At 44.8% G+C, this 13,196-nt stretch carries 13 protein-coding genes; 2 read left to right on the forward strand and 11 right to left on the reverse strand.

All coding sequences use genetic code 11. From position 1 onward, the window contains the following. Entirely contained in the window at positions 1 to 234 is a 234-nt protein-coding gene (locus A6D97_RS08695; protein WP_065584223.1) for a hypothetical protein, read from the forward strand. 224 nt (positions 235 to 458) lie between these two features. Here the strand turns inward: A6D97_RS08695 and A6D97_RS08700 are convergent, their stop codons facing one another. The 11 genes from A6D97_RS08700 to A6D97_RS08750 all read right to left on the reverse strand — a co-directional run bounded on the left by A6D97_RS08700 (position 459) and on the right by A6D97_RS08750 (position 11,624). Next, positions 459 to 1,925 carry a lytic polysaccharide monooxygenase gene (locus tag A6D97_RS08700; RefSeq protein WP_065584245.1) on the reverse strand — a complete coding sequence of 489 codons (1,467 nt, stop codon included), beginning with the start codon at positions 1,923 to 1,925 and terminating at the stop codon, positions 459 to 461. Positions 1,926 to 2,300: 375 nt separating this feature from the next. Further along, positions 2,301 to 2,660 (reverse strand): DUF6559 family protein, encoded by a 360-nt coding sequence (locus A6D97_RS08705; protein WP_017066163.1) that lies wholly within the window; start codon positions 2,658 to 2,660, stop codon positions 2,301 to 2,303. Between the two features lie 58 nt (positions 2,661 to 2,718). After that, the gene (btuD, locus tag A6D97_RS08710; RefSeq protein WP_065584224.1) at positions 2,719 to 3,477 is read right to left on the reverse strand and encodes a vitamin B12 ABC transporter ATP-binding protein BtuD; all 759 of its coding nucleotides are present in this window, start codon (positions 3,475 to 3,477) and stop codon (positions 2,719 to 2,721) included. After that, positions 3,464 to 4,459, reverse strand: coding sequence for a vitamin B12 ABC transporter permease BtuC (gene btuC / locus A6D97_RS08715; protein ID WP_017070911.1), 996 nt, complete (start codon positions 4,457 to 4,459; stop codon positions 3,464 to 3,466). Before btuC ends, btuD begins: the two co-directional genes overlap by 14 nt. A gap of 133 nt (positions 4,460 to 4,592) precedes the next feature. Then, positions 4,593 to 5,621: a succinylglutamate desuccinylase gene (locus A6D97_RS08720; RefSeq protein ID WP_017059157.1), complete on the reverse strand. Its 1,029-nt coding sequence runs from the start codon at positions 5,619 to 5,621 to the stop codon at positions 4,593 to 4,595. A gap of 278 nt (positions 5,622 to 5,899) precedes the next feature. Beyond that, positions 5,900 to 7,696 (reverse strand): M3 family oligoendopeptidase, encoded by a 1,797-nt coding sequence (locus A6D97_RS08725; protein WP_017066161.1) that lies wholly within the window; start codon positions 7,694 to 7,696, stop codon positions 5,900 to 5,902. A gap of 145 nt (positions 7,697 to 7,841) precedes the next feature. After that, on the reverse strand, positions 7,842 to 8,459 hold the full coding sequence (gene cobC / locus A6D97_RS08730) for an alpha-ribazole phosphatase family protein (RefSeq protein WP_017059155.1): 618 nt from the start codon (positions 8,457 to 8,459) through the stop codon (positions 7,842 to 7,844). A gap of 9 nt (positions 8,460 to 8,468) precedes the next feature. Next, positions 8,469 to 9,089 carry a bifunctional adenosylcobinamide kinase/adenosylcobinamide-phosphate guanylyltransferase gene (gene cobU, locus A6D97_RS08735; RefSeq protein WP_017059154.1) on the reverse strand — a complete coding sequence of 207 codons (621 nt, stop codon included), beginning with the start codon at positions 9,087 to 9,089 and terminating at the stop codon, positions 8,469 to 8,471. 9 nt (positions 9,090 to 9,098) lie between these two features. Further along, positions 9,099 to 9,905, reverse strand: coding sequence for an adenosylcobinamide-GDP ribazoletransferase (locus tag A6D97_RS08740; protein ID WP_065584225.1), 807 nt, complete (start codon positions 9,903 to 9,905; stop codon positions 9,099 to 9,101). Continuing rightward, the gene (gene cobT / locus A6D97_RS08745; RefSeq protein ID WP_065584226.1) at positions 9,905 to 10,969 is read right to left on the reverse strand and encodes a nicotinate-nucleotide--dimethylbenzimidazole phosphoribosyltransferase; all 1,065 of its coding nucleotides are present in this window, start codon (positions 10,967 to 10,969) and stop codon (positions 9,905 to 9,907) included. The genes A6D97_RS08740 and cobT overlap by 1 nt, the downstream gene beginning before the upstream one ends. A gap of 43 nt (positions 10,970 to 11,012) precedes the next feature. Beyond that, positions 11,013 to 11,624 carry a flavin reductase family protein gene (locus tag A6D97_RS08750; protein ID WP_017099714.1) on the reverse strand — a complete coding sequence of 204 codons (612 nt, stop codon included), beginning with the start codon at positions 11,622 to 11,624 and terminating at the stop codon, positions 11,013 to 11,015. 718 nt (positions 11,625 to 12,342) lie between these two features. Between A6D97_RS08750 and A6D97_RS08755 the strand changes: the two genes are divergently transcribed. Beyond that, on the forward strand, positions 12,343 to 13,038 hold the full coding sequence (locus A6D97_RS08755) for an NAD-dependent epimerase/dehydratase family protein (RefSeq protein ID WP_017059149.1): 696 nt from the start codon (positions 12,343 to 12,345) through the stop codon (positions 13,036 to 13,038). Positions 13,039 to 13,196: the final 158 nt, after the last annotated feature.

The following is a 13,196-nucleotide window of genomic DNA, read 5'->3' on the forward strand; positions in this document are numbered from 1 at the left end:
ATGAAAATGACTCCTCAACGCAACAAAGCCATTAATATCGCTGCAGCGATCAGTATCGTTTTGTTTTCTGCGATTCCCACCTACGTAAGTGCTGCTCACTTAGACCCCCATTATCTAGAGCCGAGTTATCTAGAAACCAGCTATCTAGACTCCTCCTCCGTCGAATTTATGACACCAGATTTTGATCAGGGGTATCTTAACGATGAGATTAAAGAAAACCTTATTCTGAAATAATTCGTCAACACATTACAAAACGTTATATAGCTCTTGTTTTCTATATAACTCTCATCTTCTTATAGAGCCGTGCTGAGTGATTAAGACTCCGTTCCTGAATCACTTTTTCTAGGCTGATGACATTCAAAACCGCAAATGCAGACGCTAAAAAAGACACCACACTCGTCAAAAAGTGTGGTGTCTTGGTTATTATTGCAAGGCTAATTAACTAACAATAGTTAAGATTAGTTAGCTGGACGCCAAACGCCCCATTTGTCATTTTCGTAAGTCGCTTTAGGGTTAGTACCACCTTGAACCCACCATTGTGCTTTCCATGACTGGTTCGAGTAAGTCACGACTTCGCCACCAAGGTAAGTCGCTGATGAGTCCCACGTACCTGGATCTGGCGTAGGGTCTGGGTCAGGAGTCGGATCAGGATCCGGCGTTGGATCTGGGTCTGGTGTCACGCCACCGTCATCGGCAATTACTTCAAAAGTGAAGGTTTCAACACTGTCGCTTTCAATCGAGCTAGCCATAAACGATAAAGTTTCGTTTGCAGTGATGCCAGTGGTATCAACTACTATAGAAGCCGTGCCGTTATTTTGGATGCTTACTGAAGAACCTTGAGTTTGAGTCAATGTCGCGGCTTCGCTTGTTGCAATCACAACCTTATCGCCAGCATTGACTACATTGTCACTCTTCACTAGCTCGTAGATGTCACCTTTCAATGGTTCAACACCACCGTCGCCACCATCAATCAACGTTAACTGACCAGAAGCACGGCTATCTTTCGAGTTGAAGAAGTTACGTGAAGGATCGTTTTGGAAGTACATGTAGTGCTGCATTTCAGCATGCCAGTCACCAATGAAGATCGCGCCATCTTTAAACTCTTCGTGCCAGCCATTAATTTCTGAAGCTAACAAACGAGCCCAATCGTTAACGTTTGAAGCATCAATGACGATGTCGAAGCTTCGCGCTACTTCACCATACTTGTTGATGATGTCGTATTTAACCGTATCACCAATTTCTGGCGTGCCAAACTGGTCAGAAACAAACAGGTCACCACGCACTAGATCAGGCTCTGGACCCGGCTCTGGTGGAGGGGTTGTGCCACCCGCGATAGTGATGTCTGAACAGTTGTAGAAACCTTCACCCGCGGCATCGTCACGTTGCCAACGAACGTATAAGATTGCGTCGCCAGATCGGTCTGAAGGAATCGTTACGTTGATACGGTATTTGCCACCGCTTACAGGAACATTCCCCACTTCTTGGATAAGATCTAAGTCCCCCCACGCTAGGCCTTTGCTCAGGTCTGCGTTTGGTTTCGTTAGGTAGAATTCCCAGAATGACGGGTTGTGTGGTGCAGTCGCGTTGAATACATATTCAAATGTACCAGTATTTAGCTCGGTTCGAGTCCAACCAGTATGAGGTGCACCCATGCCGCGTTTTTGCGAATCGTTGGCATAACATAACGTGCCGTCAGGAATCGCCGCTTTTACAGCATTGATATTATTGAAATCTTGGACATTTTTCGCGTACTCGTTACGTTGAAAAAACGGGTATGAACCCGAAATGTCTTTTGCTTGAGCACACGCAGCATTAGGTGGTGTACCCGACCAAATCCCGCCTTGCTCGTAACACGTGTTCTGACGTGCACTTGGAAATTCAGACCAACCATGAGCATTTGCCACTGACGGCACACTCGATAGCATAGCCATACCCACTGCTATTTTTAGAATATTATTATTTATTGTTGTCACTTTCCCACTCTCTATTATTTTACCCTAAACACAAAACCAATTGGTTACTAACCAACCAGCACTGTAATTCGAAGGTTTATAATTTCTGACTTAAAGAACAACGAAAAATATATACGTCAATTTTATCAATAACAGCGGGTTTTATATTGATAGGAATCAGCATCACACAACTCAAACAAATGCGTTGTAGATAGATGATGTTGCTTCGAATTATGACATTTCAGTATTCTATGTTGATTGAGGGAACATTATTCGGAATGAATAAAAAAGCGGCTTTATGATTAAGCCGCTTTGGGGATATAAAGGCGTTAGGTAGTAAGAAGATATTTAATAACGGCTATGCATGCCCATGCGATGTGACATGTCATCGTCCATACGACCGCCCTTCCAACCGCCGCCACCCAATAGATTAAGTACATCTCGCGCTGTGTAGTCTTCTCCGCCAAAGAAGTCATTAGACACATCATTACGCAGCAACTGAATAGTTGGAGCTAATTCAACAGCAAGATCTTGTGGATCCGCAAACAAGGCTAAAGCAATCTGTTGTTGGCGTTTACTCAGCTCACGAGAACTTGTTTCAACCTGCCCAATAGAGAAGAAATCACGGCTTCCGTAGCTCTTCACCATCTTTGCAGACAATGACTTAATCACCTTTTTGATTCTTCTTCTTTGGATGTATCTAAACATATTTGCTTCCTTTACTAACTCGCCTTAAACCCAATGAGCAGCTTAACTAATTAGTCTTTTAACCAAACAAAAGATAGGTCTGATTGTCGACTGAGATACTTTTGACTTCGGTGTTGAACACGGACTCTAGCTGCTCAGGGGTAAGCACTTGATCAGCTGAGCCTGATGCTTGAAGTACACCTTTATCGAGCAACAACACTTGGTCTGCGTGTCTTAGTGTTCTGTTCAAATCATGGTTAGCCATGATCACGGCGATGCCCTTCTCAGCCACTCGTTCGATAAGCTTGTACAACAAGGCTTCTTGAGCAATATCCAACGGAGCTGCGGGTTCATCGAGGATCAACAGCTTTGCGTAAGGATTAAGCGTCGGCCAAATTTGCAGGCACATTCCCGCCAAACGTACGCGTTGCCATTCACCACCAGACAGTGTCTGAATTGAGCGATGAAGTTTGTCTGCAATGTCTAGCATCTGGCTGATTTCTTCCAAAGCTGCGTTGATTTCAACATCAAGGCCGTGTGAGGAGCTTGGCAGTGACAATGCAAGATATTGGAACACTTCTAAGTTGAAGGCTGGCCTTGCGCTTTGGCACAAGTAAGCACGATGCAATGATAAATCTTGTAAAGACAGCTCCGACAAATCCTGCCCGTCGATCTTTATATCGCCTTTGGAACCATCACCAATTCCAGATATCGCTTCGAGCAAGGTACTTTTACCGCTGCCATTAGGGCCGATAACGTGAGTCACCTGCCCTTGCTTGAGCTCAAATGATAGTGGTAATAAACGAGCGCCGACGCTCAGGCTCTTAATTTGAATCATGATTTTTAATTAACATCCAAATGAAGATAGGCGCACCGATACTGGTGGTCATCACACCCAAAGGCAGCTCTGCGGAATCTAATAAGGTTCTTGCACAGATATCAGCAAACACCAACAACGCAGCGCCAGCAACGGCAGACAAAGGAAGAAGGTATTTGTTATCAGTACCAATCGCTAAACGCAACAAGTGTGGCACAACCAAGCCAACAAAGCTGATCACGCCACCTAAAGCTACCGCGCAGCCGACTAAAATTGACACGGCGAAAATTAGACGCCAGCGCAATCTCGGTACGTTTACACCTAACTGTGCGGCATGCGTTTCGCCAATCATTAACTTATCTAGCTTACTACCTTGCAGGCACAGCCAAATAATCACGGGGATCATCACCAACGTGAGCGAGTGTTGATACCAAGTGACGCCACCTAAGCTGCCCATCAGCCAATACATCAATAAGCGTAGACTTAAGTCATCACTAAAATAGAACGCCCATGTCACCATCGCGCCAGAAAGAATGCCTAACGCGACACCCACTAGCAGTAATTTAGCCGTGGTGAGTCGCATCGTTTTTACCATGCTCACCAGTATCACGGTGAAACAGAGCGAGCCTAAAACGGCGGCAATCATGAACAGTTCAGGTGTGGGAGCAAACGGCAAGAAGAACAGCACAATAACCATGGCTAAGCTTGCACCGCCAGAAATGCCGAGCACACCAGGCTCAGCCAATACGTTGCCTAATAAGACTTGTAAGCTTGCGCCAGATACTGCTAGCCCTGCCCCGATAGCAATAGCTGCTAATAATCGAGGTAAGCGTAAATCAATCAGTAGTTTTTGTTCTAACGTGGACAAGGTGTCCAGAGGGGAAATGAAGAGATCGCCAACCATTAGGTAAATCGCACTCAGCGCGACAAGCAGTGCTGCCATCAGATAAATGGCTCTAGTCCATTTGCGCTGTTTTTGGTGAAGAAGTTGTTGGAAATCCATATCAAGCTACTTTGAAAATGTTCGCGTAACCTTACCTGTATCCCCAAATAAACTCAAGGCTCACACCGTAATGTGAACCTTGATATTTCAACCAGTTGAGCGGTTGTTTTCGTCGTTTAAACCCGAGTCGATATTAATCGTACACAAGCTGACCATGGTCGAATCGCGTTTCAACTTCACACACCATTAAGGCTGCTCGTTGACCGATAGCAACATTACGATTAGGGAACACCACCGCTTCGTTTTCATTCTTAGCCATTAACGGTTTATCACCATCATGACCGAATACTTCACCGTGCTTGAACGCGGTAAAGTTCTCTACAGAATCTGAGAACATGAAATCGAAGTCATCATGTAAACGAACAATGGTTCTGCTCACGCGATAAGTGATGGTTCGCTTAGGTAAATGCTCTGGCTCAACTTCAGCAATCAAGTTACGCATCGCCAAGTCAAAAGCCGTTAGCTTATCAAGTTGGTTCTCACCAATTCTCGCGACCTGCCCTAGTTCCATTGTCAGTGCTTGCGCTTCGAAGTTTTCAGCACTGTACCAACTGAATGTACTGGTTGGCGCATTTGACAACAACACTGCTTCCACGTGCGCACTGTTAATGAAATCAAACAGCTCTTTACTGCGTACTTCGTGGCGAACTTTAGGGCTCACTGCAAACGAGTAATGCTTAGATAAACGGATTGCACAGTGCAAATCTAGATGCCAACGAGTGGCAGGTTCCGTTTCTTTGTAAAACTCAGTCACCAAGAACTTCAAGTTCTTCGCGATATCCACTTCTCGATTGCTCTCGTACTGCTTTTCATCAAACAGACGATTCATGTTCACATCAAGAAAACGAGTATGCGCGTTAGTGGCTTCTGGGTGAGCTATGATAAACAAGCATCTCGCGTTTACTACTTGGAAACCTGTTTCAATATCCTCAATGAGCTTATCGATCAGCTCCATTGGTGAAGTTTCGTCGCCATGAACACCGGTTGAAAAAATGATGTTCTTGGTTTCAGAATTAAAATCCGCGGGAATCACTTCCAAGACACCGCGTTGATGAAGCTTAATTTGAACACCGTTACTCAGTACGGTCTGTCCTGCAAACACTTCTTGCTCAAGATCTAGGCTGTCAAAAAGAAATGATTGGCGAAAGAGGGTCTTCGTCATGCGCTACTCCTTAATTGCACGGCCGTATGTTAATAAATTGTACATAGAAATTGTGTTGCTAGGATCGCACTTATCAACAGAAACTCCGTTATCACTCACAAATACTACCCATATATTTTTATATTACCTGCTGACTTTACTAACCGACATCTGTTCCAAATAACTTTCTCTATTTAAAGAGACTTTTGGTTGTTTCGGCTTATCTCAGGTTATGCCAGCAAGATAAGAGCCACGTAAGCTAACACAGCTCTTACCTGCTATGAACAGATTGAGATCAATTAATCTTCCTGATCGAGCAATCTTTCAAATTCATCGATTTGAACTTTGACCATGTCGATGCTTTGTTGCCAAAAATCAGCTTGAGTCAGGTCCATTCCTAAGTGCTTTTGAACGACTTCTTCCGCCATCATGCTGCCCGTATCACGAAGCAACGAAACGTAATCGCCGTAGAATTGCTCACCTTTCGCATCGCGCTGAGCGTAAACACCTTTACTGAACAGGTAACCGAACAAGTATGGGTAGTTGTAGAAGCTTACTTGAGAGATGCTGAAATGCAGTTTGCTCGCCCAGAAGTAAGGGTCAGCTTCTGTCATTGCATCGCCATACCACTCTTTCCAAGTCGTTTCCATCAAGTCACACAGCTGCTGAGCCGTTAGCTCGCCTTTTTCACGCTGCTCGTAGAAGGCTTTTTCAAACTCAAAACGAACGGGAATGTTCACCATTAATGCCAAAGAAGAAGAAAGCTCTTCCCACAGCATTTCAAGTTTCTCATTACGTGTTTGTGCTTGTTTTAACAAATGGTCTCGAACGATATTTTCAGCAAAGATCGAAGCGGTTTCTGCCAGCGTCATTGGGTAGCGTGTTTGACACAACGGCATGTCTTTCATCACCCAGTTGTGGAACGCGTGGCCTAACTCGTGTGCCAATGTCATTAAATCTGAGCGGCTACCGCTCCATGTCATGAACACAAGCGGAGTGCGTGTAGCAGCAAACTTGGTGCAGTAAGCGCCTAAACGTTTGTTGGCTGCTGGTGCGGCATCAATCCAACCATTATCAACCATCAAAGCGACAAAATCAGCCATCTCTGGATTTACTTCAGCGAACGCAGTTTTGATCACGTCGATCGCCTCATCAAATGGGTAAACCTTAGATTCAGCGTCACCCAGCGGCGGCATCGCAGCTAAGTGATTCCAAGGCTTCATTTCATCTAGCCCGTGAACTCTTGCCATTAACAAACCTGCTTTCTGACCAACAGCTCGATTAGCTTTCGCTACCGACATCATGGTGTCTAGCGTTTCTGGCACAATGCGGCTGCCGTGTAGGCTTGGATCTAGGAAATGCACATCGCTAATCTTCGAACGCTTTTTGTTTTCAGTCAGTCGCCAACCCGCCAATGCATTTAGAATCGAAGCAAAAGACTCTTGGTGCGTTTTCATCGCACCTTGAACCGCGCGCCATGCTGGTTCTTGTTTGTCGAATTCGCTGCCGTACAACAGGCTCGCGGCTTGTGAAAAGCCTAGGGCTTCCTCTTCACCGTCCAGCTTTAGCGACAGTTTTAAAGATCCGGTTAGGTTATCGTATAAACGACCCCATCCGTCACGACCATCAACCTTCATCGCTGCTAATAACTGCTCTTCAGCAACACTGAGTCGGCTGCTTGATAACTTACGAGAGCTTTCAATCGCAAAGCGCTGCCCTGCTACGTCCGCACTATCATGCTCTAATACTGCATCAATAAATTCTGGTTCTGCGTGAATTAGCGTATCTTCGTAAGGGCTGAACGCTTGAGACATTTCAGAGTTCAGCTTCGCTACACGACCAAGCAATGCTTTCGCTTCTGTGTGTGTCGCGTCGACCGATGCGTGGCAATTAGCGAAGGTGTTGATTGTACTCAGTAACGTGCCTGCCGCTTCTGAAGTCTGAATCGCGTTTTGCATCGCTAGAATGATATGACGCTTTTCAACGTGTAGGTTCAACAGCTCAATGCACTGCTGAATGAGTTCAATGTCCTGTTCGATTTTTGCATCATTAAGATCGCTATAAGCAATGCTTAGATCCCAACTTGGTGTTGTCATGACTAAATTCCTTTCACGTAGGTAGTAATACCAATCAGGTATAGCGGCTGTGAACGCCGCTTTATACTTCTATTTATATTTATATTTCTGTTTCTATTTACAGATCTAAAAGATTGTTAATTCTTAAACTGTGTTTTTTGAACACTCAGAGAACAGGTATCCCTATCGATTTAACGCTGATAAAGCTCTGCGCAAACTGAGTGATTTGAATATGCGTTATCGATGCGTTTTCTATCGATAACTTCGAGTACAAACTCGGGTTTTTCCAATCAATATTAAGGCAGTGCGCTAGCAGTATGCGAATCACACCACCATGAGTAACCAACAATATGTTGTCACTTGAATCATTCAAAAGTTGCGACCAAGCTTGAGTTACTCTGTCGTGGAAGCTCTGTAAACTTTCTGCGCCAGTTAATTGATGATTAGCAGGGTCTTTCCAAAAGGTTTCTAACATTCCCCACTTGTCTTCAAGTTCATCAAATGGGACACCATCTACTTCACCGAAGTTCATTTCCTGAAAACCCGATGCAACTGATAAAGGCACAGACATACGCTCTGCAAACAAGCTCGCGAGATCACCACATCGTCTTAGTGGAGAGCTAACCACGCTATCAAAGGTAATGTCTTGTGTAGTTAGTGCCTCACATATCTGTTCTTGAAGATCAGAGTTGACCAGCACATCAGATAAACCATTGAGCGCAGCTTTTCCTTCGACTTTGCCATGTCTTAACAAATAGATGTTTTTGGTTGTTCCATTGACCATGTGTGCGACCTAGCCTTGAATATCAAGCAAGTGATTAGATGGTTTTAAGTGCAGCGGCAATCCGGCAGCAACCAGCGTGACGCGCTCAACGACGCGAGCTAGCGCTTGGTTCATTCGTCCTGCATTGTCCACAAACAAGCGAGACACTTTACCCAGCGGCACCACACCTAAACCGACTTCGTTAGAGACCATGATAATTTGCGCCGGACTTTGCTCGACGCTTTTGACCAATACTTCAACCACGGCTTCAACCTGTTCATTAGTTGCGTCATCACCCAGTTCAAAGATGATGTTGTTCAACCACAAGGTTAGGCAATCAATCAATACCACATCTTCTTTCTCAAAAGACTGCAGTTTTTCGGCTAATTCGACGGGTACTTCATGCTCAATCCACTGCTCGCCACGACGTTGTTGATGGTGCGCGATTCGTTCTCGCATTTCATCATCAAGATATGTCGCTGTCGCAATATAATTGAGGCGTCCATTTGAACATGCTTCAAGCGCACATAATGCTTGTTGCTCTGCAAAACTAGACTTACCAGAACGAGCCCCGCCCAATACCAAATGGCTGTTTCGCTGACTTGCTTGATTAATTTGATTAGCTTGAATAGTTTCATTCGTGTTGGTCATAGGAAGCCGTTATAGAAAGCCATTGTAAAATGCAGTAATGAATACAAGGTAAGTCAGCAACTCCATTAACTGTTGAGCCGCACCCAAGCAGTCCCCAGTAAAGCCGCCAATTCGAGCCGTTAACCACGTTTTAAAACCTGTTCTGAACAGATAGGCGACGACAGATAAAACCAAAGCGAATTCAAGACCAAACCACAGGCTAGGCAGCACGCCTACCAGCAACAAGAAGACAAGTTCGCCTTTGGTTTGCTTGTTGGCCAATGGTTTACTTTTACTGGTATCTAAATCACTGACATAAGGCATGTCGTAAATTAGCGATGCAGCAATCGCGCGGCTAAAGGTATAACTGGTCACGATTACCATAAACAGTCCCGTCATGCTTATGAGTTCATTCAACAGCACCCACTTGCCAAGCAGAGCCATAATCAGAGCAGACGCACCATAAGTACCGATTCGACTGTCTTTCATGATGGTCAAACGGCGTTCTAGGGTCATGCCGCCACCAATGCCATCGGCCATATCAGTCAAACCATCTTCATGGAATGCGCCAGTGAGCATCAGGCTAAAACTCATCATCAAAAAGATCGCTACTGCACTCGGCAGTACCACATCAAGTAGCAAAAACACACCGCCACATAGAGCACCTAGCAACAAACCAACCGTTGAAAAGTAACGACCCGAACGATTCATTCGCTCTGATGAATAGGGCATATTCTTCGGCATTGGCAAGCGAGAAAAGAAACCCATCGCCAGTGCAAACAGCTCCCACTGATGGGTGACTCGATCTTTCAACGATCTTTCTGGTACATCACTCATTAAACCGTGACTCCAGCACTTTCGAAGCTCGCCATGTTGTTATAGAACTCGGCTGCCGCACGAATGATTGGCATAGCTAGCGCAGCACCTGTGCCTTCACCTAATCTCAATCCAAGATCGAGCAGTGGCTCAGCGTCGAGCAGTTCTAAAAGAATTTTGTGCCCCGACTCTTCAGAGCGATGTGCGAAGATCATATAGTCTCGGCAGTTTGGTTCAATTAAAGTCGCGACATACGCCGCAACCGACACGATAAAGCCATCGACCAACACTGGTGTTCTGTTTTGGTAAGCGCCAAGGAAGCCACCGACCATTTGAACGATTTCATAGCCACCGACTTGTGCGAGTACCTCTTTAATATCTTTAAGATCTGTAAGCTCTTTAACTTCTTTCGCATCTAAATCTTTGCAACGCGCGACACCTTGCTCAACCACAGCCACTTTACGTGCAAGCTGTTCATTGTTGATGCCAGTGCCTAGGCCAACACACTCCGCTGCAGCACGATTCGCTAATGCACTTAAGATCGCTGATGCGCTGCTGGTATTTCCGATACCCATTTCACCAAACATGATGATATTGGTGCCATTCGAAATGGTTCTAGAGACAAGATCTGTACCCAGTTCAATCCCACGTTCAACCGTTTCTAAACTCATTGCCGCTTCATTGGCAAAGTTATTGGTTCGCGTACCCAAACGCTGAGAGATCAACATGTCACTGTCTGATTCCACAGGCAACAATATCCCCGTGTCGACTACCGTGATATCAATATTATTCACCGCACAGAAGCAATTGATCGCCGCGCCATCGCTTAAGAAGTTCAACACCATCTGTTGTGTTACCGCGCTTGGAGCAATACTCACGCCTTCGTCAGCAATGCCATGCTCGCCAGCAAAAATGATGATACTTGGCTTATTCAATTCGATGTGTTCAACCGCAGCTTCTTTGCCTTGGCTCTGAATCAAAGCCAGTTGATGTGCGACTTTTTCTAGTAAGCCAAGTGCGCCAAGTGGCTTGGTTTTTTGGTCAATTCGGTGTTGGATGTACTGCGAGTATTGGGTATCTAACATAGTTTTTAAAAACGCTTATTCTGGGTACGTTGATATAGGGCTGCTACTTAGGGCGTGCGACAGAAAACACATTGGAAAGCGTGGCGTATTCACCGCCACCCAATCGAGATAAAGGATCAAGTGCTAACGCGTCGATCTTAAGACGCTCACTCTCTTTGTCGATCACGTCTTCGGAAATGTACACGGTTTCGACTTGAGCAAAGATAAGGCTTTGTGGCACTTCTCCAACCTCTTTTACTTCGTACAAGGTGCATCCAAAAGCGACCGCGCACTCTTTCAATCTCGGTAAAGAGAAGCCTTCAAATTCAACCAGATCAATGTTATTCGCGGTGACTTCCGAATCACCATGTTCAAGGGTAGCTGCTGTCGCCGTCATGGTTTCGGCAGAACTTGAAGAAGCAATGTGAATCACTAGCTTACCCGTTTCTAGGGCATTACGAGTGGTATCTTTGATTTCGCCGGACGGCTTCTTCCCAACCGATAACATCAGTAACGGCGGATTACTAGAAACAGGCGTGAAATAAGAGAAAGGCGCGAGGTTGTACTCTTGGTCAGAAGATTCCGTCAATGCCCACGCAATCGGGCGAGGAACAACGGTTTGTGTCATCAGGTGATAAATCTGAGTGGGAGCAAGAGTATCAAGCTTGAGGTTCATAGCACGTCCTTGGTCTATGTGAATTACGACTCAGTTTACGTGTTAAGCAAGGCTGTATCTATGGCTATGTGGCAGAAACCGCAGAGAGTGTTCTTAATTTAAACAGATCACACTGGTTTTTTCTCAGATTGACAGTCAAATTGACGAACCCTAAAACACAAATAATACTGATAATAGATTTATCAATAACTTACATTTTGGCATCGTTTATGCCTTATCTAAATTACTTATTAATCTCTCCATTGATAAGTACCCATACAGTGAATGCCCACAACACTGACGCTACACGAAGAAAGACAATCGATTGAAAGACAAAACAGAACAACGATTTAGGAGGTGTTATGATTCCAAATTCAAGTAAAAGAAAACCAAATAAATCAAGTAAGAAAGCTAGCAAAAAGGTAAGGAAAATCCCACTGTCCTTTACCTAGTAAGAAGCAAGAAAAGTAACAAAGCCCGTCGCCCAGCGGGCTTTGTTATGTTTAACGCCTAACTTAAGTTTCAAACCGCATTTATCTTTCCCACCGCCATTATGTTTCATATCGTACTTATGCTTCAGACCGTACTTATGCGTCGAGCCAAACTAAATCATCTCTTTTTCCATAAACAGGCGACTCCCCACATACTACTGACCACTCGTTTAACAAACTTTTATTCGCTTAAAATTCAAACACTGTTTATATTAAACAAGCACTTGTGGAGTGAAGAAGGGATTAAAATGAGCATTTCTGGAGACAAAACATCGGTCGTGGTGGCTGGTGCAACCGGGTTAATTGGTCATCATGTGATGAAGTTGCTCATCGATGAACCCGCCGTTGATCATATCTATGCCCTATCTCGCCGAGCGTTAGATTCACAGTTTGATTCCAACAAGCTCCACACACTCATTCACAGCGACCTGCAAGTTACCAGTTGGGATGACACGAATGCGACGCCTAATCTTGGCGTTATCTGCTTAGGTACGACTAAGAAAAAGGCAGGATCAAAAGAAGCGCTTCGCAAAATCGATGTGGAACTGGTTAGCCAAGTCGCACAGTCGATGAAGTTTCTTGGGGTTCAACGCGTAGCGGTCGTTTCTAGCTATGGCGCTTCACCAGATTCCTATTCGCACTACCTTCGCTGTAAAGGACAAATGGAACAAAATTTAAAACGTATTGGCTTCAAGCAGCTTTTCATCGCACGCCCTGGGCCTCTGGTGGGTGAGCGTGATGAACCTAGAGCTGATGAAAAACTCCTGCAAAGTGTCTTTCCTCTGCTGTCTCCATTTATGCTTGGTAAGTTCAAAAACCTACGCCCTATTCAGTCGGAAGACGTAGCCAAAGCAATGTTGTTCCGGTTATTCGAAAATAATTTCCAAAATATCGAAATTTACTCGTCAAGTGACATGCTCAATTTATTGGCAAAATATCGCTAAAAAGCTCACCTATTCATCACAATGTTGAATATCCACCCATCCTATTGAGTGGATATTACTAATCGTTCTAATAAATTACTTTTCCTTATTTTACGTTTTGTTACAGGTCGCTACTGTAGCTAACAGTATTTGCGCCCATATATCTAAGCGCCCTATCG

The sequence above is a fragment of the Vibrio sp. ZF57 genome, from assembly GCF_001691235.1.
In the GTDB taxonomy this organism is placed as follows: Bacteria; Pseudomonadota; Gammaproteobacteria; order Enterobacterales; family Vibrionaceae; genus Vibrio; species Vibrio crassostreae_C.

Excerpts from the sequence above, each read along its gene's own strand:
- A6D97_RS08695 (WP_065584223.1), top strand. The coding sequence starts at position 1 with ATGAAAATGACTCCTCAACGCAACAAAGCCATTAATATCGCTGCAGCG.
- A6D97_RS08700 (WP_065584245.1), bottom strand. The coding sequence starts at position 1,925 with ATGCTATCGAGTGTGCCGTCAGTGGCAAATGCTCATGGTTGGTCTGAA.
- A6D97_RS08705 (WP_017066163.1), bottom strand. The coding sequence starts at position 2,660 with ATGTTTAGATACATCCAAAGAAGAAGAATCAAAAAGGTGATTAAGTCA.
- btuD (WP_065584224.1), bottom strand. The coding sequence starts at position 3,477 with ATGATTCAAATTAAGAGCCTGAGCGTCGGCGCTCGTTTATTACCACTA.
- btuC (WP_017070911.1), bottom strand. The coding sequence starts at position 4,459 with ATGGATTTCCAACAACTTCTTCACCAAAAACAGCGCAAATGGACTAGA.
- A6D97_RS08720 (WP_017059157.1), bottom strand. The coding sequence starts at position 5,621 with ATGACGAAGACCCTCTTTCGCCAATCATTTCTTTTTGACAGCCTAGAT.
- A6D97_RS08725 (WP_017066161.1), bottom strand. The coding sequence starts at position 7,696 with ATGACAACACCAAGTTGGGATCTAAGCATTGCTTATAGCGATCTTAAT.
- cobC (WP_017059155.1), bottom strand. The coding sequence starts at position 8,459 with ATGGTCAATGGAACAACCAAAAACATCTATTTGTTAAGACATGGCAAA.
- cobU (WP_017059154.1), bottom strand. The coding sequence starts at position 9,089 with ATGACCAACACGAATGAAACTATTCAAGCTAATCAAATTAATCAAGCA.
- A6D97_RS08740 (WP_065584225.1), bottom strand. The coding sequence starts at position 9,905 with ATGAGTGATGTACCAGAAAGATCGTTGAAAGATCGAGTCACCCATCAG.
- cobT (WP_065584226.1), bottom strand. The coding sequence starts at position 10,969 with ATGTTAGATACCCAATACTCGCAGTACATCCAACACCGAATTGACCAA.
- A6D97_RS08750 (WP_017099714.1), bottom strand. The coding sequence starts at position 11,624 with ATGAACCTCAAGCTTGATACTCTTGCTCCCACTCAGATTTATCACCTG.
- A6D97_RS08755 (WP_017059149.1), top strand. The coding sequence starts at position 12,343 with ATGAGCATTTCTGGAGACAAAACATCGGTCGTGGTGGCTGGTGCAACC.